The sequence below is a fragment of the Pseudothioglobus sp. nBUS_23 genome, assembly GCF_051201565.1.
In the GTDB taxonomy this organism is placed as follows: domain Bacteria; phylum Pseudomonadota; class Gammaproteobacteria; order PS1; family Pseudothioglobaceae; genus Pseudothioglobus.
In genome coordinates, this window is the sequence record NZ_CP179200.1 from 1261550 (window position 1) to 1286638 (window position 25089).

Sequence of the window (25089 nt, forward strand, 5' to 3'; positions counted from 1 at the left end):
TTATGATGACAGATGTGAAATATCTGCTACAGAAAGAAATAGATGTCTCACTCTTCTTATGAGGGCCAGCCTAGAACTTCTAACCTTATCATCCTCAGCATTGACCATTACATTATCAAAGAATGAATCAATTGAGTCTTTTAAGTTCAACAAAGATTTCATTATCTCTTTGTAATTCTTGCTGCCTGATAATTCTTTTGTTAAGGATTCAGTTGCCTTGTATAGAATCTTTTCAGAATCTTCAAGAAGTATATTTGAATTCAATTCCTCCAGCTTCTCATCTGAGTCTTTCAAGATGTTTGCAATTCTTTTATTCGCCTCAATTAGACTTTTTGAATCAGCACTCCGAGTAAATTCATTTAAAGCATCTATCCTGTAATGAAAGTCTAAAGGAGAATCTGGCGAAACTGCCAGAACAGCTTCATAAATATTTGTATCAATATTGGCGTCTCTGTAGTAGGCTTTGAGTCTATCCATCATAAAGTTATAAATATCACCTGCACACTTGCGATCTACTTCTTTGAGGTGAAGGCTCAAAGAAAAATCAATGAGTGACTTCAAGTTCAACTCTATTTTTGCTTCTAATAAAATTCGGAGCATGCCGAGTGCTGTTCTTCTGAGAGCGTATGGGTCTTTAGATCCAGTAGGCCCCTGACCGATTCCATAAATTCCAGTTAAGGTATCCATCTTATCTGCCAAAGACACCGCAATTCCTGCATCAGTTGAGGGCAGACTATCACCTGCAAATCTTGGCTGATAATGCTCTCTTATTGCAACTGAGACTTCTTTTGATTCACCATCATTAAGAGCATAATAACCGCCCATAATCCCTTGAAGATCTGCAAACTCCCCGACCATTTCACTCAAGAGATCTGTCTTCGATAATAAGCCAGCTCTCTGTGCAATTTCTTTATCGAATCCAGCCAAATCTGAGATATTTGAACTAAGTTTTTCAATACGTTTAGCTTTCTGACCCATAGAGCCAAGGGACTTCATAAACATAACACTATCTAAACCAGTTAATCTCTCTTCTAACTTGATTGCTTTATCTTGATTCCAGAAAAATTCTGAATCAGCCAGCCTAGGATGAATAACTCTTTCATTGCCATCAATAATTGCCTGGATATTCGATGATTCAATATTAGCAACAGAAATAAAAAGAGGCAATAATTTTTCCTTGCTATCAACCAAATGAAAATATTTTTGGTGGGATTTCATTGCAGAAATAATTGCTTCTTGAGGAATATCTAAGAATTTTTTGTCAAAACTCCCTGAGAATGCTCTAGGATACTCAACTAAAGCGCAAACTTCATCAAGAAGAGACTCATCGATAACGACCTCAGCATTATTTGTTTTAGCAACTGACAATATTTGGTCTCTTATGAGCTCTTTTCGCTTATTAAAATCAACCAATATCTGCGCTTTCTGACTCATCAAATTCTCATATTCATTAGCATGTGTGAATTTAAGGATTGAATCCTGAAACCTTAAACCTTTAGACTCTCTTCCGCTTTTAAGCCCCATAATATTAGCATTAACGACATCCTTATCTAGCATTACGACTAACCAATGCACAGGCCTAACGAATGAGTAGTCTGAGTCACCCCATTTCATTGATCGAGTGATTGGTATGTCTTTAATCGACTTTTCGATGATCGATGGAAGAAGATCCTTAACACTTTGACCAGCCTCCTCTTTAGAATAGAAAAAATACTCTTTTCCTGCAAGTTCTTTTTTCTCTAGTTCATCAACGCTCACACCACAAGACTTTGCAAAGCCATTGATTGCCATTTCTGGTGATTGAGTTGAAGGCCCTTTCTTTTCAATAACTTGGTCTTGCTGCTTACTTTGAAGCTCAGAAATAGAAATAGCCAATCGTCTAGGTGTCGCAAACGCTTTGGTATTATTAAAGTTTAGGTTTAATTTATTGAGCTCCTGCTCAAAGTTGTCTTTGAGAGAGTTAGACAGCTTTAATAATAGCTTAGGAGGCAATTCCTCCGTGCCCAGTTCTAATAAAAAGTCGTGCGTTTTCATGCCCAATATTTTAACTTATTGTGTTGAATATTATTAAGTTTGATTTGGGAAGAAAATGTTTGATTTAATTTACACCAAATATAAATAGAATCTCATTTTGAAAGACCGCCTCATCAGGAGCAGCAGGGAAAGGCGATGATTTTTTAACTGCCCTTTCAATTGAGTCCCTAAATGCCTTTGCTTTAGAGCTATTACCAACATTAGTATTGCGAACATCCACAGCCATGACAGTTCCATCTCTATCCTGTATCACATAAACTTCTGCAGTCCAATCATCTTCAGCTCCCTGATAACGCCAGAATGCCCGAACCCTAGCTGCAATATTAGCAATCCATGCAGACTCAAGAATTGCCCTTTGATCTGCAATACGAGCCTCTCTTTCCAAGTCTTGCTCAGCTTGAACTTCCTGTGTTAACAAACGATTATACTGTTCATTTTCAAAAGCTAGCTGCTGAGCTGTTCTCTCAGCCTCTAACTCATCTAGTCTGATACGCTCTTCTTCGGCAAGCCTCTTAGCCTCATCTTTTTCTTTTTCAGCTAACTTAGCTTTTTCTTCCTCAAGCTTTCGCTTCTCTTCAGCTTCTTTTACTTTTTCTTCTTCAAGCTTTCGCTTCTCTTCTTCTAATTTACGCTTCTCTTCAGCTTCTTTAGCTTTGGCCTCTTCAGTTCTTCTCTTTTCTTCTGCTTTCTTAACTTGTTTTGCAACCTCTTGGGCAAGTATTTCAGCCTCTCTAGCTTTCTCTTCAGCTAATTTTTCAGCTTCTTTGACCGCATCCTTAGCCTTTGACTCTTCTTCAATACGTTTCTCTTCAGCCTCTTTGGCTAGTATTTCAGCTTCCTTGGCTAGTATTTCAGCTTCCTTGGCTTCCTTCGCAGCTTCTTCTGCTAACAATTCAGCTTCCTTGGTCCTAGCTTCCTCTGCCTTGCGTTTCAACTCAGCAAGTCTAGTTTTAACTTCTTCAGCCTTTCTAAGAGCTTCAGCAGCTGCCTTTTGTTTTTCTGCCTCTAGCACCTGAATTTCAGCCTCTTTTGTTTTAGCTTCTTCGGCGATACGCTTAGCTTCAGCTTCTTTTGCCTTCAACTCTTCAATCTTTGCCTTGCTTTCGGCTTCAGCTATCTTTTCTACTGCCTCAGAGGCTAATTTTTCTGCCTCTTTTGCTTTCGCCTCCTCTGCTTTTCTCTTCACTTCAGCAAAGACTTTTTGCGCTTTAGCTTTCAGTGCTTCTTGCTCAGCAACCTTTTGATCCTTCTTTGCTGTCTCAGATCGCTTCTCTTCGTTCTTAAGTTTTTGTTGCTTCTGTTTTTCGACATCCTTTAGTCGATCCTGTTCAGCTTCAATGATTTCCATATCAATCATCACTGCCTGAACTGGAGCTGCCTGAGATACTGATGAAGCCTGCTGTGGAGCATCCCATCTCTCAACGTTAGCATAAAGAAGTCCAAACAGAAGTGCTGCATGCAAAATGACCGCTGCCCAGAACGCTATTGGGTGTTTCTTTGAAATTTTTACCATCGGTCTCATCATCGTATTGATGAGTCCCAAAATAAAGATAAATAACTTCTTTAAATATTTATAGAGGAAAGCAGAAGCTTTCCTTAAAAAAACAAGAAATTTAGAGTCGCCAGAAATTTTCTTTTCTTTAGAGATTGCCTGATCATCACTTTCATGAGTTGTGTCAGTTTTTTTAGTAACAAGACTTCTAAAAAAAGCAGCAATCTTTTTAACAAAATTCATAAATATAAATCAGTTAATTTGGGTTCTCAGTCATAAAGCCAACCTTATCGATCTTGCTATATTGCTTAAGTATTGCAATGATTTCAATGACTTTTTCGTATTCAACCTTTTTATCACCCCTAACAAATACTTGCATATCAGGGAAAATTTCTTTACGAGCAAGAATTTGATTAATGGCCACATTTAAGGATACTGGCTCTAAATCCTCAATTTCATCAACGCCCGGGCTCGTCATTGGATTAATGAAATAATTACCATCAACATCAACTGAAATTATAGAAGGCTGTTGATCTTGATAATCGACGACATTAGCTGGTGCACTAGGAAGATCCACTTCAACGCCCTGTTCAATAATTGGAGTAGTCATCATAAAGATCACCAAAAGAACAAGCATTACATCAATGTATGGAACAATATTGATATCTGCATGGATATCTGGCCTAGAACGCTTTGGTAGCTCTATCATTTTTGTCTCTGAAGTATTACAAATATTTCCTCAACAAAAGCGGTGTATCTGTTTCCAATGTCTTCGACTTGTGAAACGAGCCTGTTATAAGCAATCGTTGCTGGTATTGCTGCAAACAGACCAAAAGCTGTCGCAATTAAGGCCTCAGCAATACCCGGCGCAACTACCGCAATCGTAGCCTGCTTCACTGAAGCAAGACCAATAAATGAATGCATGATTCCCCAGACAGTTCCAAAGAGACCAATGTAAGGGCTAGAGGATGCAATCATTGCAAGAATGGATAGGCTTGAATCTAATCGATCAATCTCATTGCTCGCAGAGGTGTTCATCGCTCTGTATGCTCTCTCAGAGTTCATAATCAGAGACTGGTTAGAGGTTGACTTTGTGTGAGTGAATTCTTTGTACCCTGAACCAAAAATATCTTCCATTGCGCTCCAGTCTGAGGCAAGTGGAGGGAGATTTTTATAGAGTTTGTCTAGCTTATCATTTCTTTCAAACTCTTCATGGAAAGTATCAATGTCGCTTGATGCATCCATTAGAATCTTTTTCTTGGACATAATAACTGTCCATGAATAGATCGACATCAGAACCAAAATAATCATAACTAGCTGAACAACCAATCCAGCGTTAAAGATTAAACCGACGATTGATAAACTATTTTCTTCCATTAAGTTTCTCCATGATTTCTTGAGGAATAGCGCAAGGTTTTAAATTATTAGTTGAGACAGAAACAACCTTGACTTCCGCCTTAAATAATACCGTATTTTTCTCCAAACTCAGAATTTTCTGAGCAAAAACTAGACTCGCATTTTTAATTGATTTGATGTTTGTTTGAACTTCAACCATGTCATCTAAATATGCCGGCGATAAGTAATCTGCACTCAAAGATTTAACTACAAAAACTACATTTTTTTGATTGGCTAAAACGCTTTGATCAAAACCAAGATCTCGAAGATACTCAGTCCTTCCCCTTTCTATAAATTTAAGATAGTTGGCATAAAAAACTACGCCACCAGCATCAGTATCTTCGTAATAAACTCTGAATCTCTGCTGGTTCATTTACTAAATAAATCTTGGTCCTTTGCCTGTCTGATCTCTCCGAGATGCGAAAAAGCAAGGTCGGTTGCAATTCGGCCTCTTGGCGTCCTCATTATAAAACCTTGCTGAAGAAGGTACGGCTCTATCATATCTTCTAAAGTACTTCTCTCTTCTCCCAAGGCTGTTGCTAAAGTATCTAAACCCACCGGACCAGCAGAAAATTTTTGAATTATTAAGCTCAAATAATCCCTATCGAGTTGCTCGAGTCCTGCCTCATCAACCTTTAAAGCCTCAAGAGCCTCTTTTGCAATCTCAACATTTATGATTCCTTTAGTTTTGACATCTGCAAAATCACGAACTCGCCTTAAAAGGCGATTCGCAATTCTTGGCGTTCCTCTGGATCGCTTTGCTATCTCTTCTGAGCCTTGTTTTTCTATCTTTATTTTTAAAATAGATGCTGACCTTTCGATAATTTCTTGAAGCTCTTTCATGTTATAAAAAGCTAACCTGTGGACAATTCCAAATCTATCTCTGAGAGGGGATGTAAGCATTCCAGCTCTAGTAGTTGCTCCAATTAAGGTAAACGGGGGCAATTCAAGTTGAACTGAGTGTGCAGCCACTCCCTCACCAACCAGAATGTCTAACTTAAAATCTTCAAGCGCAGGATACAAGATTTCCTCTACGACCGGATTCAGCCTGTGAATTTCATCGATAAAAAGAATGTCATATGGCTCAAGCTTGGTTAGAATAGCAGCTAAGTCTCCAGAGCGCTCAAGAACAGGGCCAGAGGTCTGCTTAATTCCAGCAGCCATTTGATTAGCAATAACATTTGCCAAGGTGGTTTTGCCAAGTCCAGGAGGTCCATAGATGAGGCAATGATCAAGAACATCTTCACGAGACCTTGCAGCCTCGATGAACAGAGTCATTTGCGATTTGACGTCCTCTTGTCCAATGTAATCTGCGAAAGAATTGGGTCTGACTGAGGCAGCCTTGAGATCTTCATTTGACTGATTCTCACCACCAATCAATCTATCCTCTTCTATCATGCAAATTATTTAATTAGTTAGATTATGATAAGTATTTTAGACCAATCGATACTAAGGTTGATTGTTTATGCATAACTAGAAGTTGGACATTGATGCATAAATTGGAAAGGAATTGAAATGAAAGGTATAATTAATCGATTAATTTTTTATCACCTGTTCAATGTCAAATATTGCAGTTCTTAGTATTAGTCATCAATTGGCTCCAGTGGAAATCAGGGAGAAAGTGGCATTTGCTTCAAGTGAATTACCCACTGCCATATCTAATTTATTATCACTCAGTGATATTAAAGCATGTGTGATATTTTCAACTTGCAACAGGTCTGAGATTTATGTTTCTCATAATTCTAAAAATATTCGTGATGTCCTATTAAAATTTTTGGCCACCACCCATGCTATTGATCATTTGTCGCTTGTTGAATATGTTTCATTCTTTGAATCTATCGATGCCTTGAGTCATATCTCTAAGGTGGCCTGTGGTCTTGAATCATTAGTCCTTGGTGAGCCACAAATCCTAGGCCAACTCAAAGACGCATATCAAGTTTCAAAAGCACAAGGAGCTTTAGATAAAGTTCTTGAAAAACTTTTCCAACATGTTTTTAAAACGGCTAAAAAAGTCAGAACAGATACAAACATTGGTTCGTCCCCAATATCTGTAGCTTATTGCGCAGTTAAGCTTAGTGAAAAAATCTTTACTAATTTAGAAAATCAAACAGTACTTTTGATTGGTGCCGGTGAAATGGTTGAGTTAAGCGCTCAACATCTTAGTAAAAGAGGCGTTAAGGACATGATTTTTGCTAACAGAACTCTTGAGAATGCTCAGCCAATTGCCATTAAACATAATGCTGAGGCGATTGCGTTGAAAAGTTTATCAGAAAATCTTCATCGAGCTGATATCGTAATCTCATCTACTGCTGCGCCAATTCCAATAATTGGTAAGGGGCTCATAGAAACTGTTCTTCTTCAAAGAAAACATCAGCCTATGCTTCTGATAGATTTAGCTATTCCAAGAGATATAGAGCCCGAAGTGAATCAACTTGAAGATGTATTTCTCTACACTGTTGATGACTTACAACAGATTGCAAACAGTAATCTTGAAGAAAGACTCAAAGAAAAAGTTGATGCTGAAAAAATAATCAATTTAAGTAGTATTGAATTCATGGAATGGATCAATAACATTCCTAACGAAGAGGTTATAAAAAATTATAGAAGACAGGCCAATTTAATTAAGGATGAGTTACTTCAAACCGCAATTAGGAAACTTAAATCTGGCTCAAGTCCAGATCTAGTTGTTGAAGAGCTTGCTGACAAACTGACTAATAAATTGTTGCACCAATCCCTAGAAAAAATAAAGAAACCTTCAAAATCTCTATACAGCTCTAAGGTCATAGCCGATAAAGACCCCAATAAACACTCAAAGATAGAAAGTTAATGAATCAATCTATTCTTTCTAAGTTAGAGCAATTATCTATGCGCTTAGAAGAAATCAATGCACTTCTATCAGATCAATCAGTTGCTGCTGATCAAAATAAATTTAGAGAACTTTCAATTGAGCATTCGCAGCTAACCCCAGTGAATGAAAAATATAAAGAGTACTTAGCAACCTTAGAAGACATCGAAACTGCAGAAAAATTATTAACCGAGCCAGACGAAGAAATTAAAGAAATGGCTCAGGAGGAGATTTCATCTGGTCAAGAGGTTTTGCAGCAATTGGAGCTAGACCTAAAAAAAGCCTTACTGCCAAAAGATCCGAATGACTCAAGAAACATTATTATCGAGATTAGAGCTGGGACGGGTGGCGATGAGGCAAGTATCTTTTCAGGTGATCTTTATAGAATGTACACTCGTTATGTAGAAAAATCTAAATGGCAGCTTGAGATTCTAAGTTCAAGTGTTGGAGAGCATGGCGGGTTTAAAGAAATAATTGCAAGGATTAGTGGGACTAATGTTTACTCAAAACTAAAGTTTGAATCTGGTGCTCACCGCGTTCAAAGGGTTCCAGAAACTGAATCCCAAGGAAGAGTTCATACATCTGCTTGTACTGTTGCGGTGATGCCAGAAGTTTCAAATATTGAAGAGGTTGATATCAACATGAACGATGTGAGGGTAGATACTTTTAGAGCTTCAGGGGCTGGTGGTCAGCATGTTAATAAAACAGATTCTGCGGTTAGGGTTACCCATATTCCAACTGGAACAGTTGTTGAATGCCAAGACGGGAGATCGCAACACAAAAACAAAGCTCAAGCTCTGTCAGTTCTTGCCTCAAGAATTTTAGACGCACAACAACAGGAGCAGCAAAAGGAGCAAGCCTCTCAAAGAAAAGAGCTTGTTGGAAGTGGCGACAGATCCCAAAGAATTCGAACTTATAACTACCCTCAAGGAAGAGTGACTGATCATAGAATCAATCTGACTCTTTACAAACTCAACGAGGTCATGGAAGGTGAATTAGAATCAATAATTGATCCACTTATTATTGAGCAGCAAACCAATCAGTTGACGGAGCTCAACGCAAGTCTTTAAACCTTTTTTGGTATAAATTGAGCTATAAAAAATATAGCCCCAAGAGTGATTACAATGGTTGGTCCAGTTGCCAGATCAAAATCAATAGATAGATAAAGGCCTACGAGAACAGAAAATATAGAGACTATCATAGAAGCAAATATCATTACAACTGGTGAATTTGAAATGACTCTAGCAATTGCAGGAGGGATAATTAAGAGAGAGGTTATGAGAAGAACTCCTACAATTTGAACTGATACAGAAACTGCTAGGGCAATCAAAAACATAAATAGAAGATCATAATACAATTTATTTATACCTTCGGCCTTGGCCAACTCTTCGTTAAGAGTAAGTAATAATAATTTTTTCCAATTAAATACTAGAATTGCGATAACTATGACTGCGACTGAAAAAATCCAATAGAGATCTTTTGAAGTAATGGAGAGAATATCTCCAAAAAGATAAGCAAAATAATCTGTATTTTGATTTCCAATAATTCCAAGAACCACTATTCCTAACGAGAGTGATATGTGCGAGAATATTCCAAGAACTGCATCACTTGACCAAAACTCTTTCTGTTGAAGATAAACAATTAGAACTGCAAACAAACTGCCAACAATAACTAAGCCTAAGTTAATTCCGAGTCCAGTGGCCAGGCCAAGTGCAACCCCTAAAAGAGCACTATGTGAAATTGAGTCAGAGAAATATGATAGTCTTTTCCAGATCACAAAACAACCAAGCGATCCTGCAATCAAAGAAACTCCAATCGAAGCAATAATTGCTCGATATATAAAATCATCCATAATCTATAGTATCAACAGCAAGGTTAATGACAATCCTTGCATAGGCCATAGAGATACAAAGAGTGGTCAGTTAACTCGAATCCATGTTTTTTTGCAATTTGAATCTGATGCTGCTCAATCACATCATCTTGAAATTCAATAATCTTATTACATTTAACACAAACTAAGTGATCATGGTGATCGGCCCCACACAACTCATAAACTGCTTGATTATTTTCAAAGTTTAATTTTTGCACAATACCTGACTCTTCAAACTGCGATAGAACACGATAAATTGTCGCAACACCAACCTCTTCATTTTGCTCAATCAGAACCCTATAAATATCCTCAGCACTGAGATGATGGCTTGGAGAGCTCTCAAGAACTTCTAAAATTTTGAGCCTTGGCAGGGTGACTTTTAGACCAGCACTTTTTAAATCTTCTGCATCCATTAAAAAATCCTTAAGGTAAAATCCTCTTTATATTTTATATGTTTAACAATAGATGAATAGATTAACTTTTATTTTGCTTGCTGCGATTGTGTTAACTGGATGTTCCAGTAACCTTCCAAAGGCTCCTGAACTTCCAAAGATGCCCAAGTTTTCAATGCCTGAGCTTCCTAAGATGCCTAAGCTATCTTTGCCGAGTTGGGCAAAACCCAAATTGCCATCCATTGAAGTCTATAAGCCTACCATTATGCAAGGCTCAGTCCTTGAAATGAGTGATGTCAATCTGCTTCAAATCGGTATGACTAAGAATCAGGTTATGGATTTAATTGGTTCGCCAAGCATCATTGATCCGTTTCATCAGTATCAGTGGGACTATATTAACCACTCATCAATTGAGGGTGAAACTAAGATTCAATACCGCTTGAGATTGATATTTGATGGTAATATCCTTGCTGAAATTGATAAAACTGGTCTTTCGGGCTTATTGGTTAATAACTAATCCCTCAATTCTGAGAATCAGCTTGCTAGATTACTCCTTGTTAATTTGGGGTATCAATTAAAATAGACAGATGTCGAAACTTAAAGTAAACAACTTAAGCTGTCAAAAAGGTTACAACCTTCTATTTGAGAATCTTTCATTCGAGATTAACTCTGGTGATGTGTTAAAAATTTCTGGACCAAATGGTTCGGGAAAAACCTCACTACTAAGAATTATTGCAGGGCTCAGTTCTTTCGAGTCAGGTGAAATACACTATGACTCTTATAAATTGAATAGTGAGCAATATAAACTTGATTTTCTTTATCTTGGTCATTTAGCCTCATTGAGTCCAGAATTAAGCTGCATTGAAAACTTAAGATACAGCTCTCTTCTTGATGCAAATGACTTAAATAATGATCACTCCAGGGCGCTCAAGCAAGTAGGTCTAGAGAAATATGAGAATGACCTTGTTGGCACCCTTTCTGCTGGCCAGAAAAAAAGAATTGCACTTTCACTTCTCTTTATTACTAGCTCAAAAGTCTGGCTACTTGATGAGCCTTTTTCAGCGCTTGATTCAAAGGCAATTAAGATCTTTGAAAATAAAATTGAGGACCATTGCAAGCAAGGTGGAATATGCATTTTGACTACTCATCAGGAATGCAACATTAATAATCTAAGGGAGATTTCACTATGAATATCTTTCTAACCACTATATCAAGAGACTTAAAAATGGCAGTCAGGAATCCTTCAAGCTTCCTTAATCCTTTAATGTTTTTTGTAATATCGATTTCTTTATTTCCAATAGCGATAAGTCCAGAGGCTGAAACACTAACTAGAATGGCTCCAGGAATTTTTTGGGTAATTACGATGCTATCCGTTCTTCTATCGCTAAACACATTATTTCATTATGATTTTGATAATGGAGTTCTTGAGCAAATGATCATTTCTCATCACTCACTTTCACTCATCCTCTTGGCTAAAACCACAGCTCATTGGATTCTCTCGGGTCTTCCAATTATTATCTTGTCGCCCTTTCTTGGTATGGCACTTTTTCTCAGCTCTGAGAGTATCATTATTTTGATATTGACCTTGATTATAGCAACCCCCTGTTTGAGCCTTATTGGATCAATAGGCGCCTCTCTTGTAGTTGGAATTAAAAACTCTGGAATGCTTTTATCTCTGCTGATACTCCCCCTCTATATTCCCATTTTGATATTTGCAACCAGTGCAATCTCTCATGCCCAATCAAACCAAGCGATTGATGGTCAATTATATTTTTTAGGTTTTTTTCTAGTGCTGAGCCTTATCATTACTCCATTTCTTAGTGCATTATCTTTAAAAATTAGCCTCGAATAGTCTTTACATTAATTCTCTTAAGGCTATAATAAATCAACGCTGATTTGTACCGATTGCTAGCGTAGTCGATTAAACGACTAAAACAAGCTAAAGCTGAGCATTTTTTCAAAAATTCTTCTTTAGCTTTAATTTGAACTAAAAAAGGATTTTAAAATGATTTTTACCTCTGAATCTGTCTCTGCAGGTCACCCCGATAAAGTTTGTGACCAAATTTCAGATGCCATTCTTGATGCTGCCCTTGAACAAGATCCAGGCTCGAGAGTTGCTGTTGAAACTCTAGTTAAAGATAACCAAGTTGTTTTGGCAGGCGAAATAACTACTGCCGCTGAAATAGATTACGATGCCATTGTAAGGAAAACTATTCTTGGAATTGGGTATGACAAAGAGGAGTACGGTTTTAATGGGGCAACCTGCTCAATTACGAACCTCCTTGGAAGACAATCTCAAGATATTTCAATGGGTGTTACAGAGAGTGAAAACCATGAACAAGGTGCTGGAGATCAGGGGCTAATGTTTGGCTATGCTGAAAATTCAACTGAAGAGCTCATGCCAGCACCAATAATGCTCTCACATCAACTTGTAAGACAACAAGCTGATTTGATGCTCAATGGCTCAATACCATGGCTTCGCCCAGATGCAAAATCACAAGTTTCTTGTATTTATGAAGGTAATCAGATTGTTGGAATTGATGCTGTTGTTCTGTCAACTCAGCATGATGGCGATGTTTCATTAAATGAACTAAGAGAAAGCGTTTTAGAGAATATCATTAAACCCATACTTCCAGAAAAATGGCTTACCAAGGAAACTCAATACCACATCAATCCAACTGGTAATTTCGAGATTGGTGGCCCTGTAGGAGATGCTGGACTTACTGGTAGAAAAATTATAGTGGACACATATGGTGGCATGGCAAGACATGGGGGTGGAGCATTTTCAGGTAAAGATCCTTCAAAAGTAGATCGCAGTGCTGCCTATGCGACTCGATATGTTGCTAAAAACATTGTTGCTGCTGGTATTGCTAAGCGTTGTGAAATTCAAGTTTCATATGCGATTGGCGTTGCGGAGCCGACTAGCATCAGTGTTGATACTTTTGGTACAGGAGAGATGCCTAATCATGAAATTGTCGCCTTAATCAGAGAACATTTTGACCTTCGTCCAAAAGGTTTAATTGCAATGCTAGATCTGAAACGACCTATTTATCAGCAAACTGCCAGTTATGGTCATTTTGGCAGGACTGAAGAGTCAATAAGCTGGGAAAAAACAAACAGAGCTGAACGGCTAAAATAGTTTCTTTTGTTTTTGTTTTTGGTATAATCAGCATCCTGCCAAGGAGCGTTGCAATGAGAAAAATTCTCAATCAGGCTTGGCAATCAAAACGACGCTCATTTTTTTTCAACTAACAAGGAAATTAAATGAGTAATTCAACAGTTAATAGTAAAGACTTTAAGGTTTCAGATCTTGACTTAGACAGCCTAAGCAATGACTTCAAGGTTGCTGACATAAACCTTGCTGAATTCGGGCGCAAGGAAATCGAGCTAGCCGAATCTGAAATGCCTGCTTTAATGGCGCTAAGAGAAAAGTACAGCAAAGAGCAGCCATTAAAAGGCGCGAAGATTATGGGCTGTATCCATATGACAATTCAAACTGCTGTTCTTATGGAAACATTAATTGATCTTGGTGCAGAAATACGCTGGTCATCGTGCAATATTTTCTCAACTCAGGATCACGCAGCCTCTGCTATGGCTGCTAGAAATATTCCTGTTTTTGCTTGGAAAGGTGAAACTGAAGAAGAGTTTTTGTGGTGTATTGAGCAAACCATTCTTCACAATGGAAAACCATGGGATGCCAATATGATTCTTGATGATGGCGGTGATTTAACGGGTATGGTTCATGACAAGTATCCTGAAATGCTTGATAAGATTCATGGTATTAGTGAGGAGACAACAACTGGCGTTCATCGCCTCTTAGAAATGATTGAAAGTGGTGAGCTTAAAGTTCCTGCAATCAACGTTAATGATGCTGTCACTAAAGCAAAAAATGATAACAAATATGGGTGTCGTCATTCTCTAAACGATGCCATAAAGCGTGGCACCGATATGTTGATGTCTGGAAAGAAAGCTCTTCTTATTGGTTACGGAGATGTTGGTAAAGGTTCTGCAATGTCACTTCGCCAAGAAGGCATGATTGTAAAGATTTCTGAGGTTGACCCTATTTGTGCTTTCCAAGCCTGTATGGATGGTTTTGAAGTGGTTTCACCTTATATTAATGGTATTAACACAGGCTCTTTGGACTGTATCAATAAGGAGCTACTAGCCAGTACTGATTTAATTGTTACAACAACGGGCAACACCAATGTGTGCGATGCAGCAATGCTTCAATGCCTTAAAGCTGGCTCTGTAGTATGCAACATTGGTCACTTTGATAATGAGATAGATACACTCTACATGCGTAATAACTGGAAATGGGACGAAGTAAAGCCCCAAGTCCATCGCATCTATCGATCAAATGACAACAATGATTACTTGATTCTACTGTCTGAAGGCAGACTCGTAAACTTAGGCAATGCAACTGGACACCCATCTAGAATTATGGATGGATCTTTTGCCAACCAAGTACTTGCTCAGATGCATCTTTTTGAAAAGAAATTTGCGGATTTACCTAAAGATCAAAAGGCAGCCAATGTCACTGTAGAACTTCTACCAAAGAAACTTGATGAAGAAGTAGCGGCAGGAATGGTTGGTGGTTTTGGCGGTGTTTTAACTGTGATGACTGCCGAGCAAGCTAAGTATATTAATACTCCAAAAGAGGGTCCATTCAAGCCTGAGGCCTATAAATACTAAGTTTCTTGTGATGCTTAAAAAGTGCGGGATTATTTTCCCGCATTTTTATTATTTCTTTTGCCATAAAATTTAAATGTCAGCCCTAGGGTAAATTGGTGGGGTAAAATTTTATTATTTCTCAGTTCGGATTGAATGTCTAATTTAGAGCTCGATACAACCAAGTCATTTCAAAATCTTATCCTTAAGTTACAAAGTTTCTGGGCTGAAAATGGTTGTGCTATTGTTCAGCCATTCGATATGGAGGTTGGTGCTGGTACCTTTCATCCAGCAACGTTTATCAGGTCGATAGGACCAGAGCCCTGGAAAGCAGCCTATGTTCAACCATCCAGAAGACCTGGAGATGGTCGTTATGGTGAAAACCCTAATCGCCTTCAGCATTACTATCAATTTCAAGTTTTATTAAAACCTTCACCAAAAAATATTCAAGATCTTTATCTTGATTCGTTAACAGCTATTGGTATTGATTTAAAAATGCACGATGTGAGATTTGTGGAAGATAATTGGGAATCCCCTACTTTGGGAGCCTGGGGGCTAGGTTGGGAGGTCTGGCTAAATGGAATGGAGGTTAGCCAATTTACTTATTTCCAGCAAGTTGGTGGGCTCACTTGTAAGCCTGTCTCTGGGGAACTTACCTATGGCCTTGAAAGGCTAGCAATGTATCTACAAGGCGTTGATAGTGTTTATGATCTTGTTTGGACTGATGGCCTTACTTATGGTGATGTATACCATCAAAATGAAGTTGAGCAATCTAAATACAACTTTGAGATTGCAGACACAGCTGTTCTATTTAGACAGTTTGATGAGGCTGAATCAATGAACTCAAAACTTATTGAAGAGAACCTGCCCTTTCCAGCTTACGAGCAAACTATGAAAGCCTCTCATATTTTTAATCTTCTAGATGCAAGAAAAGCAATAAGTGTAACCGACAGAGCAAGATTCATTAGAAGAGTGCGGGCAATGAGTCAAAAAGTAGCTCAAGCCTATTACGAGTCCAGAGAGCGACTGGGCTTCCCTATGCTTAAAAAATAGACTCTCGAACCCCTGATGAGGCCTTTTCACTCCATTTATAACAAAATTTTAGATTGGTCTTCTAGTCGATTTGCCATTCTGTGGCTTTCAGTCATAAGTTTTTTTGAATCGGTCATTATTCCGTTGCCACTTCAAGACTTGTTATTGGCATCCATGTCGTTAAGAAATAGATCAAAAGCCTTCTATTTTGCTGCAATTTGTACTGTTGCATCAGTTTTAGGTGCAATTCTAGGTTATTACATTGGTGTGCAAGCAGAAAACTTTATCATGCCATTACTCATTAACTTAGGCTATGAGGCAAAATTTGAAACCGCACAAATATACTTCCAAACTTATGGCATCTATATTATTTTAATTGCTGGTTTTAGCCCAATTCCGTACAAACTTTTTACAATTTCTGCCGGAATGATGTCAATGTCTCTATTTCCGTTTATTGTTTTTTCATTAATTGCGAGAGGCTCTAGATATTTTTTAATATCTTTTATTGTCAGAAAGTTTGGAAAAATGGCTGATGCATGGTTAAATAAATACATTGATTGGCTCGGATATCTTCTAATTATAGCGGTAGCTTTATTTTTATGGTATGGATACTAAATTAATAACACTGGTTATTTTTATCTGCCTATCAGGCTGCCTAACTAACCAGCCTGGCCAAGTTGTTGTTGAAGAAAAATCTTTCAATATGGTTGAGTCCTCTAGCCAAGTCAGTAAAACTCAATCTAAAAAAACAAATGTTAAAAAGAATTGGTCACTGCCTGTCGACTCTCCTATTCAAAAAAATTATTCTGAACAAGATGGACATTACGGATTAACTTTTGATAATTCCCCAGGTCAAGAAGTTAGGTCTGTAAGAAAGGGCGAGGTTGTTTATAGCGGTGACAGAATGGCTAGCTATGGAAAAATGATCATAATTAAGCATGCCTATGGCTTTTATAGCATTTACAATCAGAATCAAGAGTTGCTGGTCAGTGAGGGTGACACCATTGAAAAAGGTGAGTTGATAGCAATCACTGGCGACAAACCTTTTTATTTCGAAATGAAAAAATATGAGGAGCCCATTAATCCTTTAAAATATCTCTGATGAATGATTTTATCCACAATATAAGTCCGCTTCAAACGATTGCAGTTCTCCTAGTGATTACAATTATTACTCATTTTGTTTTGGGTAAGATTTTAAAGCAGATTACGAAGCACTCTGGAAGCACTAAGACCCAGATAGATGACTATTTAATTGGAGCTATTTCAGCTCCACTTAAACTTTTAATTTGGTATGGCTGGCTTTACTTTTCATTGAAAGAGTTAACCTCTGAAATACAATCTTTAAATGATATCGTTGGCTATATAGCTATTGCTCCAGTATTTATTTTAACTTGGGGGATCTTGAGATTAATTTCAAGTGTTGAGAGCTTTTTGTTAGAGGGTGAGGGAAGCGTTGACAAAGACTCAATAAGACTATTTACTCGTCTCGTTAAAATTCTCTTTGTATTTGCAATAATTTTAGGTGTTGCTCAATTTTATGGTTATGCTGTTTCATCGATACTAACTCTAGGGGGTGTTGGAGGTATCGTTGTAGGTTTTGCTGCGAAAGACATGCTAGCAAATGTTTTCGGCGGCCTTATGATACAAATGGATAAGCCGTTTTCAACTGGTGACTGGATTAGAACTACCGACAAGAGCATTGAGGGTGTTGTTGAAAAAATTGGTTGGAGAATGACTCGAATTAGAACTTTTAATAAGAACCCCGTTTATGTTCCTAATTCTATTTTTGCCACCATTCCTATAGAAACTCCATCAAGAATGACAAATAGGCAAATTCATGAGGTTATAGGTATTCGATATGATGATATTGCGCAAATGGAAAGCATTATAGAAAAAGTCGAAGACCTTCTAGCCAAGAGTGAGCATATTGATAATAATCAACCCTGTAGAGTAAATTTTGACTTGTTTAATGCTTCGTCACTCGATTTTGTTATTTGGGCATTTAGTTCGCTAACGGATGCTGGTGAGTTTAAAAAGTTCAAAGGTAAATTACTTCTCGATATTGCCCAAATCATTGCTGATCATGGGGCTGAGATTGCATACCCAACCCAGACTTTACATATACAAAAATCCTAAATGAGTATCTCTAAGCTTCACATCCGCACCTTTGGGTGTCAAATGAACGAGTATGACTCCAATAAGATGGGTGATGTTCTCAAAGCATCTCATAACTTAGATCTGACCGAAGATATCAATGAAGCTGATGTATTATTGATTAATACATGCTCAATCAGGGAAAAGGCTGAGGATAAGTTATTTCATCAATTGGGTCGCTGGAGGAAACTAAAAGAGAAAAATCCTAATCTAGTGATTGGTGTTGGAGGATGCGTAGCCTCTCAAGAAGGTGACCTGATCCTCAAGAGAGCACCATATGTTGATATGATTTTTGGACCTCAAACCCTTCATCGTCTTCCGAATATGCTTAACGAGGCACTAAACGATCACGAGATCACAGTTGATATCTCATTTCCAGAAATTGAAAAATTTGATCACTTGCCTGAACCCCATAGTGATGGCGCCTCTGCTTTTGTCTCAATTATGGAGGGGTGTAGTAAATATTGCACTTTTTGTGTGGTTCCGTACACAAGAGGTGAAGAGATTTCAAGGCCATTTATTGATGTTTTTCGAGAGGTGGAGCTATTAGCTGATCAAGGAGTGAAAGAGGTCAATCTTCTTGGGCAAAACGTTAACTCTTATAGAGGTCTAATGGATGATGGAGAAGTTGCAGATTTAGCTCTTTTGATTTCGATTATTGCTCAAATTGAGGGGATTGATAGAATTAGATTTACCACGTCTCACCCAGTCGAATTTAGTGACAGGCTGATTGATACTTATGCAGAAGTTCCTGAGCTCGTGTCTCATCTCCACCTTCCAGTCCAAGCTGGCTCAGATAAAATTTTAAGCTTAATGAAACGTGGTCATACTGCAATTGAGTACAAATCTAAAATACGCAAGTTGAAGCAGGTGCGGCCAGATATTTCTATTTCTTCAGACTTCATTATAGGCTTCCCTGGTGAAACAGAAAATGACTTTAATGACACCGTTAGCTTGATTGATGAAATTGGATTTGATAAATCATTCAGCTTTATATATTCTAAAAGGCCTGGCACAATTGCCTCAAGTTTTCCTGATGATGTCAGTGCAGAGACTAAAAAGAAGAGGCTTGCTATTGTTCAAGAGAGGTTGAATAGCAATACAGAAGAGATATCAAAATCCATGATAGGCAGTATTCAAAAAGTTTTAGTAGAGGGCTTCTCAAAAAAAGGAAATACTCTCTCAGGTAGAACAGAGAATATGAGAACTGCTCACTTTGAAGGCGGAGAAGAGCTTATAGGACAAATAGTGTCCGTTAAAATAGTAGACGGAATCGCAAACTCTTTGACAGCCGAGCTTATTTAAAGCCTCAACCACAGCTTTGAGAACCAATAGTAACGTCCATTTTCCTTATAGGGCATAGTGCAGTTGTATCGGCTCCTTCCAACACCAAGAGGTTCATTTGCAGCAATACTGACAGAATGTAAGCCATTCCATTCTAATTTAGCTTTATTTTGACCTGAAACATAGCAAGCAAAATTATCTCTCTCAAATTTGGTTAATGGTCTTAAAAAAACTAAATCTAGAACAGGCATAAAGCTATCTGAAACAATCATGGATTTTGGCTCAGTACTCTTTAATGGCATTTCTACGGTCTTGACTTTAAGAATAAAGCTTTCCATTTTTGCGTATGGTCCTGACATTGAAAATCTAGGAATATTTAAAAAATCACTATTCTGACTTGCAACACCAGATTGCTGCCCAAATGCGATGTAATCATTTAATTCTAGAAATGAATAAGTCTGATCATCATACTCACCATATGGATAAGCTAAATACTTATCCTCCACTCCCAACTCTTTTGAGATCCTATCTTGTGCAATATGGATTTCATTCTCAAGGTTTTCTTTCGATAGATTTACTAAGTGGGGATGATTTACGGTGTGATTAAATACGTCTACTAATGGGGCCATCTCACGCAACTGATCCCAGGTCATCATTGATTCGTAATTTTTATCAATAGCATTGGTTGAAACGAAAATGGACATCGGGAACTGGTACTGAGTTAACAAAGGAAAAGCCTCTTTGTATATCGATAAAAACCCATCATCTGCAGTCAAACTGACGCAGTTAAGGGGCAGCCTTTCTTTAGATTGAAGTTTTTTTATAACTGTTTTTAAAGGAAGAACTGTAAACTCATTGTCTTGTAAATAGGCCAAGTGCTGATTAAAAACCTTTGGTGAAGTACTTGTAGATTTAGGACCTTCATCCGAAAAGCGATGATACACAAGGACGACACAGTCAGTCTCCGATGCATTTGAAATTGACGGCAAACAAATTGAAACCAGAAGTAACAATTTAAAGAATTTTTTGAACTTTTTCATGAGTTAAATGATAAATCAATTAGTCTTCAAAATCTTGCAACTTAACATTTGTTTTCAAACTAATTCAGTAAAATATAATTCATGAAATTTTCTTTAGATATTAAACGCTCTGAACAGCTTGCCAACATTTGTGGGAGTCTTGACAAAAACCTTGAAAATATTGCAAACAATCTAAATGTAACCATAAGTAACAAAGGTGCTGATTTCAATATCAAGGGGAATAATGCAGCTGAAGCAGTTTCTGTTCTCCAAGACCTTTTGTTGATCTCAGAAAAGAAAACAATTGATTTTAGTGATATAGACTTAAGTATTAAATCACTGAACAGTCCAAATGGTGATGCTCCATCTATTACAATTAAAACCAGTAGAAAACATATTCATATTAGAAGCGGCAATCAGCAAAAATACGTCAATGCTATTTTAGAAAATGATGCGGTTTTCGCTGTTGGACCAGCAGGAACTGGCAAAACTTACCTGGCCGTTGCTAGAGCTGTTGAGGCACTAGAAAATTCAAATGTAAAAAGAATAGTTTTGGTTAGACCGGCTGTAGAAGCTGGTGAAAAGTTAGGTTTTCTGCCAGGAGATTTGAGTGAGAAGGTTGATCCTTATCTTCGACCAATCTATGATGCATTGTATGAATTTATTGGCTTTGAAAGGGTCAATAAATTAATCGAAAAGCATGTTATCGAGGTTGCCCCATTGGCATTTATGAGAGGAAGAACCTTGAATGAATCATATATCATTCTTGATGAGGCTCAGAATACGACCATTCCTCAAATGAAGATGTTTTTAACAAGAATGGGTTTTGGCTCAAAGATGGTGATAACTGGTGATATTACTCAAATTGACTTACCCAACCCAAGCCAATCTGGGCTGACTGATGCCATAAAGATTCTTAAAAATATTGATCATATTTCCTTTTGCAACTTTGATGCTCATGATGTTGTAAGGCACCAACTCGTGAAAAAAATTGTTAGTGCTTATGACAAAGCTAAATGAATAGCAAATCTAAAGTAATTGTTGGTCTTTCTGGAGGAGTTGATTCCTCAGTTGCTGCATATTTACTTCTTAAGCAAGGTTATAAAGTTGAAGCATTATTCATGAAAAACTGGGATGAAGACGATGAAGATGAATATTGTAGCGCCTCTGAAGATTTAGCCGATGCACAGCAGGTTGCGGATGTATTGGGAATAAAGCTTCATACCGTCAACTTTTCTCATGAATACTGGGAAGATGTTTTTGAACATTTTCTGGCTGAACATAAAAAAGGACGCACTCCTAATCCTGACGTTTTATGTAATCAAAGAATCAAATTTAAAGCATTCCTAGACTACGCCAAAGATCTTGGAGCAACAAAAATCGCTACAGGCCACTATGCAAGGATTAGTGTAGAAAATGGAAGATACTTCCTAAGAGCAGGTATCGATGGTAATAAGGATCAAAGCTACTTTCTTCATTTGCTTAATCAAGAACAACTTTCACAAAGCTTATTCCCTCTTGGAGAGATTGATAAAAATGAGGTTCGTGACATTGCAAAAAATAATCACTTTGTCACCGCAGATAAAAAAGATTCAACGGGCATCTGTTTTATAGGCGAAAGGCCATTTTCAGAGTTCCTAACGACATTTCTGCCTAAAGAGAAAGGTGACATTGTTGATCAGGATGGGTCTTTTATTAAGCACCATAATGGCCTTCCTTTCTATACTATTGGGCAAAGAAAAGGTCTTGAAATTGGAGGAGGACACGGTAAATCTCAAGAACCTTGGTTTGTAGCTGACAAATTAACTGAATCAAATCAAATAGTTGCTGTTCAAGGAGATCACCATTTACTTTATCATGATTCATTGGTAGCTGATGACATTCACTGGATTGATGATGAACCTGAAATGCCAATGAGATGTAGTGCTAAAATACGTTACCGTCAGGCCTCACAAGACTGTACTGTTTCAGTTGGTGAAGACCAAACTATAAAGGTTTTCTTTGCAGATTCTCAAAGAGCCATAACTCCAGGTCAATCAGTAGTTTTTTATGATGGTGATAGATGCCTTGGTGGAAGTGTAATTAAATCTAGACACAATGAATAAGTCAGCAAAACAAACTATAGCCCTTGCAAGTATTTTTCAATCATCTGCACTAGTTCATCAGCTTGCTATTTCTGGAGAGTGCGATAGTCATACCAATAAAGCAAGTCTGAACAGTATTGTTAGTTCGAGTGACTCTATCGATGAAATTTTTACCTCACCTGAAGATTTAAAAACTGGTTTTGATTCTTTAAAGCTCATTCTTGAGAAAAAGACAATAGAAATGCACAATGTGATGGTCTATGCGACAGCTTTGATTAATCTAGAAAAGAAATTAATGAAAAAACCCAATCTATTGAATCAGATTTCAGAGGAAATTACTCTCATAAACAAACAGGAATTTTTTGATGTATACCACAGCAATTCGATTGCCCGTCTAGCTGAACTTTACAAAAACACCCTCGGAAGCCTCAACCCTACCATTATGGTTCGTGGAGAACAAATTTATTTATCAAATCAACATACTGCCAATCACATTAGAGCGCTACTCTTGGCCGGTATTAGGGCGGTTTCATTATGGAAAACTCAAGGTGGAAAGACCTGGCACTTATTGTTTGGTAAAAAGAAAACATTGCAACATCTCAATTCACTTGCAAGTTAACTTAATCATATTTAATGCTTGCATAATTGCAGGTGAGACTCTATAATTCGTGTTTTCTTAATTTAAGCATAATTTAATTATATGGCTAATTCAGCAGGCTCAAAAAAACGCGCAAGACAAGCAGTAAAGCGCAACAAGCATAACTCACAGATTAGAGCAAAAGTTCGTACTTTTATCAAGAAAGTTACTTATGCAATTGAGGCTGGAGATAAAAAAGAGGCTACAAGTGGCTTTGCTGATATGCAGAAAAATATTGATCAAGCAGTCAGCAAGGGTTTAATTCATAAGAATCTTGCTGCTAGAAAAAAATCTCGTATTAGTAACCAAATTAAAGCTCTATAAAGAGGCTTTAACCCTAGGTTCACTTCTAGATTATCAAATCATTGCTATAATTAAACCCTCACTGAGGGTTTTTTTATGTTTGAAGGTTTTTAACGCCATGATTAATGAAAGCGATAAGTCCTTGTTTAGGTCAGCAGTTGAACATCAGCAGCCAGTTGACAAGGACAGCTCTAGAGAGAATAAAACCATTAAAAAAAAATCAGAAGGGCCTTTTGAAAATTATAGTTTTCTTTATGAGCCAAATATTTCTGGCTCTCAAGAAGTCATTCATAATGTTGATGGCCTTTCTCCAAAAACATTAAAAAAGATGAAGCAAGGCAATATTGGTCATACCCCATCTATTGACTTACATGGATACAAAATAGAAGAGGCTTGCCGATCTTTATCAGACTTTATTCATTTTCACTCAGATAAACGGTTTATCCAAATTATTCATGGCAAGGGATATCATTCTAATAATGGACTCTCAATTATGAAATCTCAAGTAATTCATTACTTAAAACAACACCCCAATGTTCTAGCCTTTTGCTCGTGCCCCCAAGACATGGGAGGAACCGGTGCGGTATTTGTTCATTTAAAAGCAAATGTTTAACCTTGAGGAAATATACTCAGTCTCCGACTATATTAAGTTGTGTAAAAACACGATTGAGAAAAATATACCCCAGTGCTTTGTCCAAGGCGAAATCTCCAACTTATCAAAGCCCTCTTCAGGCCACTGGTATTTCACTCTTAAAGATAAAAATGGACAAGTAAGATGTGCTTTTTTTAGATTAAATCAAAGAAAAATTAAATTCTCTCCTGAAAATGGAATGTCCGTAATCATTAGAGGGGTAACAACTCTTTACCCTCAGCGGGGTGATTTTCAACTTATCATTCAGCAGATGGAGCCTGCAGGGATTGGAAACCTTCAGTTGGCATTTGATCAGTTAAAAAATAAGTTACGAATAGAAGGATTATTTGATTCAGATAGCAAAAAAAATATTCCTTTATTTCCCAAAAAAATTGGAGTTATTTCTTCTGCATCAGGTGCAGTCATTAAAGATATTATCAAGGTATTAAAATCACGCTATCCATTTGCACAAATACTCCTCTATGACACCATAGTTCAAGGCGAAAACGCTCATAAAAAAATTATCAAAGCGCTTAAGGCGGCTGATCAATCTAAGAATTGTGACGTCATCATTCTTGCACGAGGTGGAGGCTCATTAGAGGATTTGTGGGCTTTTAATGAAGAAGATCTTGCAAGGGAAATATATGGATGCTCAACACCTATTATTAGTTCTATAGGGCATGAGACTGATACAACGATTGCTGATTTTGTCTCAGATCTCAGAGCTCCAACACCTTCTGCTGCTGCCGTAGCAGCAACTCCTGATATAAATACAATCCTTTACAATGCTTCAAAACTCAAACAATATCTATGTGATTCAATAAAACAATCTATTGAATCAAAGAAAAATACCTTGGCACTTCTCAAGCTTAAAATTATTGATCCAAGCCAACAACTTCTTCTCAACGCTCAAAAACTTGATGAATACGAATTAAGATTATTAAAACTTAACCAATCAGTTGTTAATGTCCACAAAGAATACTTAAAACAATTATCTTCTCAATTAAGAGTCCTGTCACAAAACTTTATTAAAACAAATCAGAATGATCTTGCTAATTATGGAAATTCACTAAACTTACTTTCACCCCTTAATACCATCTCTAGAGGCTATACAATGACTCAAAATAAAGAAGGAAAGATAATTACATCAGTCAAAAAAATAAAAGCCAATGACTTAATTTTTACTAAATTTCATGATGGAAAAGTTACTTCAAAAGTTGTCAATAAAGAGGATAATTAAAACATATAA

Annotated in this window: 27 protein-coding genes and 1 riboswitch; of the genes, 18 read left to right on the forward strand and 9 right to left on the reverse strand. The window is 37.3% G+C overall.

What is annotated here, in order from left to right; translation table 11 throughout:
- The 6 genes from glyS to ruvB form a co-directional block, all read right to left on the reverse strand.
- The gene (glyS, locus tag ACMAZA_RS06445; RefSeq protein WP_435188017.1) at positions 1-2034 is read right to left on the reverse strand and encodes a glycine--tRNA ligase subunit beta; all 2034 of its coding nucleotides are present in this window, start codon (positions 2032-2034) and stop codon (positions 1-3) included.
- Between the two features lie 64 nt (positions 2035-2098).
- Entirely contained in the window at positions 2099-3769 is a 1671-nt protein-coding gene (locus ACMAZA_RS06450; protein WP_435188019.1) for a TonB C-terminal domain-containing protein, read from the reverse strand.
- A gap of 13 nt (positions 3770-3782) precedes the next feature.
- Positions 3783-4235 carry an ExbD/TolR family protein gene (locus ACMAZA_RS06455; protein ID WP_020027832.1) on the reverse strand — a complete coding sequence of 151 codons (453 nt, stop codon included), beginning with the start codon at positions 4233-4235 and terminating at the stop codon, positions 3783-3785.
- Positions 4232-4903: a protein TolQ gene (tolQ, locus tag ACMAZA_RS06460; RefSeq protein WP_435188021.1), complete on the reverse strand. Its 672-nt coding sequence runs from the start codon at positions 4901-4903 to the stop codon at positions 4232-4234. The genes ACMAZA_RS06455 and tolQ overlap by 4 nt, the downstream gene beginning before the upstream one ends.
- Positions 4890-5294 (reverse strand): tol-pal system-associated acyl-CoA thioesterase, encoded by a 405-nt coding sequence (gene ybgC, locus ACMAZA_RS06465; RefSeq protein WP_435188022.1) that lies wholly within the window; start codon positions 5292-5294, stop codon positions 4890-4892. The genes tolQ and ybgC overlap by 14 nt, the downstream gene beginning before the upstream one ends.
- Positions 5291-6319, reverse strand: coding sequence for a Holliday junction branch migration DNA helicase RuvB (ruvB, locus tag ACMAZA_RS06470; protein WP_435188024.1), 1029 nt, complete (start codon positions 6317-6319; stop codon positions 5291-5293). The genes ybgC and ruvB overlap by 4 nt, the downstream gene beginning before the upstream one ends.
- A gap of 160 nt (positions 6320-6479) precedes the next feature.
- Between ruvB and hemA the strand changes: the two genes are divergently transcribed.
- Positions 6480-7748, forward strand: coding sequence for a glutamyl-tRNA reductase (gene hemA / locus ACMAZA_RS06475; RefSeq protein ID WP_435188026.1), 1269 nt, complete (start codon positions 6480-6482; stop codon positions 7746-7748).
- On the forward strand, positions 7748-8836 hold the full coding sequence (gene prfA / locus ACMAZA_RS06480) for a peptide chain release factor 1 (RefSeq protein WP_435188027.1): 1089 nt from the start codon (positions 7748-7750) through the stop codon (positions 8834-8836). The genes hemA and prfA overlap by 1 nt, the downstream gene beginning before the upstream one ends.
- Here the strand turns inward: prfA and ACMAZA_RS06485 are convergent.
- Together ACMAZA_RS06485 and fur are read right to left on the reverse strand one after the other, a co-directional pair.
- Positions 8833-9618: a metal ABC transporter permease gene (locus ACMAZA_RS06485; RefSeq protein ID WP_435188029.1), complete on the reverse strand. Its 786-nt coding sequence runs from the start codon at positions 9616-9618 to the stop codon at positions 8833-8835. The two genes, prfA and ACMAZA_RS06485, sit on opposite strands and share 4 nt — an antisense overlap.
- A gap of 23 nt (positions 9619-9641) precedes the next feature.
- Positions 9642-10049: a ferric iron uptake transcriptional regulator gene (gene fur, locus ACMAZA_RS06490; protein ID WP_435188031.1), complete on the reverse strand. Its 408-nt coding sequence runs from the start codon at positions 10047-10049 to the stop codon at positions 9642-9644.
- A gap of 52 nt (positions 10050-10101) precedes the next feature.
- Between fur and ACMAZA_RS06495 the strand changes: the two genes are divergently transcribed.
- The 10 genes from ACMAZA_RS06495 (at position 10102) to miaB (ending at position 19187) form a co-directional block, all read left to right on the forward strand.
- The gene (locus ACMAZA_RS06495; protein ID WP_435188033.1) at positions 10102-10545 is read left to right on the forward strand and encodes an outer membrane protein assembly factor BamE; all 444 of its coding nucleotides are present in this window, start codon (positions 10102-10104) and stop codon (positions 10543-10545) included.
- 70 nt (positions 10546-10615) lie between these two features.
- Complete coding sequence (gene ccmA / locus ACMAZA_RS06500; RefSeq protein WP_435188034.1) at positions 10616-11218, forward strand: cytochrome c biogenesis heme-transporting ATPase CcmA; 603 nt, start codon at positions 10616-10618, stop codon at positions 11216-11218.
- Positions 11215-11880, forward strand: coding sequence for a heme exporter protein CcmB (gene ccmB, locus ACMAZA_RS06505; RefSeq protein ID WP_435188036.1), 666 nt, complete (start codon positions 11215-11217; stop codon positions 11878-11880). Before ccmA ends, ccmB begins: the two co-directional genes overlap by 4 nt.
- Before the next feature lie 153 nt (positions 11881-12033).
- The gene (metK, locus tag ACMAZA_RS06510) at positions 12034-13167 is read left to right on the forward strand and encodes a methionine adenosyltransferase (RefSeq protein ID WP_435188038.1); all 1134 of its coding nucleotides are present in this window, start codon (positions 12034-12036) and stop codon (positions 13165-13167) included.
- A gap of 34 nt (positions 13168-13201) precedes the next feature.
- Positions 13202-13271, forward strand: a riboswitch (S-adenosyl-L-homocysteine riboswitch).
- A gap of 21 nt (positions 13272-13292) precedes the next feature.
- Positions 13293-14720, forward strand: coding sequence for an adenosylhomocysteinase (gene ahcY / locus ACMAZA_RS06515; RefSeq protein WP_435188040.1), 1428 nt, complete (start codon positions 13293-13295; stop codon positions 14718-14720).
- Between the two features lie 132 nt (positions 14721-14852).
- Positions 14853-15749, forward strand: a complete 897-nt coding sequence (gene glyQ, locus ACMAZA_RS06520; RefSeq protein WP_435188042.1) for a glycine--tRNA ligase subunit alpha — start codon at positions 14853-14855, stop codon at positions 15747-15749.
- Between the two features lie 15 nt (positions 15750-15764).
- Positions 15765-16343: a YqaA family protein gene (locus tag ACMAZA_RS06525; RefSeq protein WP_435188044.1), complete on the forward strand. Its 579-nt coding sequence runs from the start codon at positions 15765-15767 to the stop codon at positions 16341-16343.
- Positions 16333-16830, forward strand: a complete 498-nt coding sequence (locus tag ACMAZA_RS06530; protein ID WP_435188046.1) for a murein hydrolase activator EnvC family protein — start codon at positions 16333-16335, stop codon at positions 16828-16830. Before ACMAZA_RS06525 ends, ACMAZA_RS06530 begins: the two co-directional genes overlap by 11 nt.
- Positions 16830-17864 (forward strand): mechanosensitive ion channel family protein, encoded by a 1035-nt coding sequence (locus tag ACMAZA_RS06535; RefSeq protein ID WP_435188048.1) that lies wholly within the window; start codon positions 16830-16832, stop codon positions 17862-17864. The genes ACMAZA_RS06530 and ACMAZA_RS06535 overlap by 1 nt, the downstream gene beginning before the upstream one ends.
- On the forward strand, positions 17865-19187 hold the full coding sequence (gene miaB, locus ACMAZA_RS06540) for a tRNA (N6-isopentenyl adenosine(37)-C2)-methylthiotransferase MiaB (RefSeq protein WP_435188049.1): 1323 nt from the start codon (positions 17865-17867) through the stop codon (positions 19185-19187).
- Here miaB and ACMAZA_RS06545 read toward each other — a convergent pair.
- Complete coding sequence (locus ACMAZA_RS06545) at positions 19184-20206, reverse strand: polysaccharide deacetylase family protein (protein ID WP_435188051.1); 1023 nt, start codon at positions 20204-20206, stop codon at positions 19184-19186. The genes miaB and ACMAZA_RS06545 overlap by 4 nt on opposite strands.
- 81 nt (positions 20207-20287) lie before the next feature.
- Here ACMAZA_RS06545 and ACMAZA_RS06550 point away from each other — a divergent pair, with 81 nt between their 5' ends.
- The 6 genes from ACMAZA_RS06550 (at position 20288) to xseA (ending at position 25080) form a co-directional block, all read left to right on the forward strand.
- The gene (locus ACMAZA_RS06550; protein ID WP_435188052.1) at positions 20288-21205 is read left to right on the forward strand and encodes a PhoH family protein; all 918 of its coding nucleotides are present in this window, start codon (positions 20288-20290) and stop codon (positions 21203-21205) included.
- On the forward strand, positions 21202-22290 hold the full coding sequence (gene mnmA / locus ACMAZA_RS06555; protein WP_435188053.1) for a tRNA 2-thiouridine(34) synthase MnmA: 1089 nt from the start codon (positions 21202-21204) through the stop codon (positions 22288-22290). Before ACMAZA_RS06550 ends, mnmA begins: the two co-directional genes overlap by 4 nt.
- Positions 22283-22888 carry a high frequency lysogenization protein HflD gene (hflD, locus tag ACMAZA_RS06560; RefSeq protein ID WP_435188054.1) on the forward strand — a complete coding sequence of 202 codons (606 nt, stop codon included), beginning with the start codon at positions 22283-22285 and terminating at the stop codon, positions 22886-22888. Before mnmA ends, hflD begins: the two co-directional genes overlap by 8 nt.
- Positions 22889-22969: 81 nt before the next feature.
- Positions 22970-23230 (forward strand): 30S ribosomal protein S20, encoded by a 261-nt coding sequence (gene rpsT, locus ACMAZA_RS06565; protein ID WP_435188056.1) that lies wholly within the window; start codon positions 22970-22972, stop codon positions 23228-23230.
- 97 nt (positions 23231-23327) lie between these two features.
- Positions 23328-23822 carry a Smr/MutS family protein gene (locus ACMAZA_RS06570; protein ID WP_435188058.1) on the forward strand — a complete coding sequence of 165 codons (495 nt, stop codon included), beginning with the start codon at positions 23328-23330 and terminating at the stop codon, positions 23820-23822.
- Positions 23815-25080, forward strand: a complete 1266-nt coding sequence (gene xseA, locus ACMAZA_RS06575; protein WP_435188060.1) for an exodeoxyribonuclease VII large subunit — start codon at positions 23815-23817, stop codon at positions 25078-25080. Before ACMAZA_RS06570 ends, xseA begins: the two co-directional genes overlap by 8 nt.
- The last annotated feature ends 9 nt before the right edge of the window (positions 25081-25089 follow it).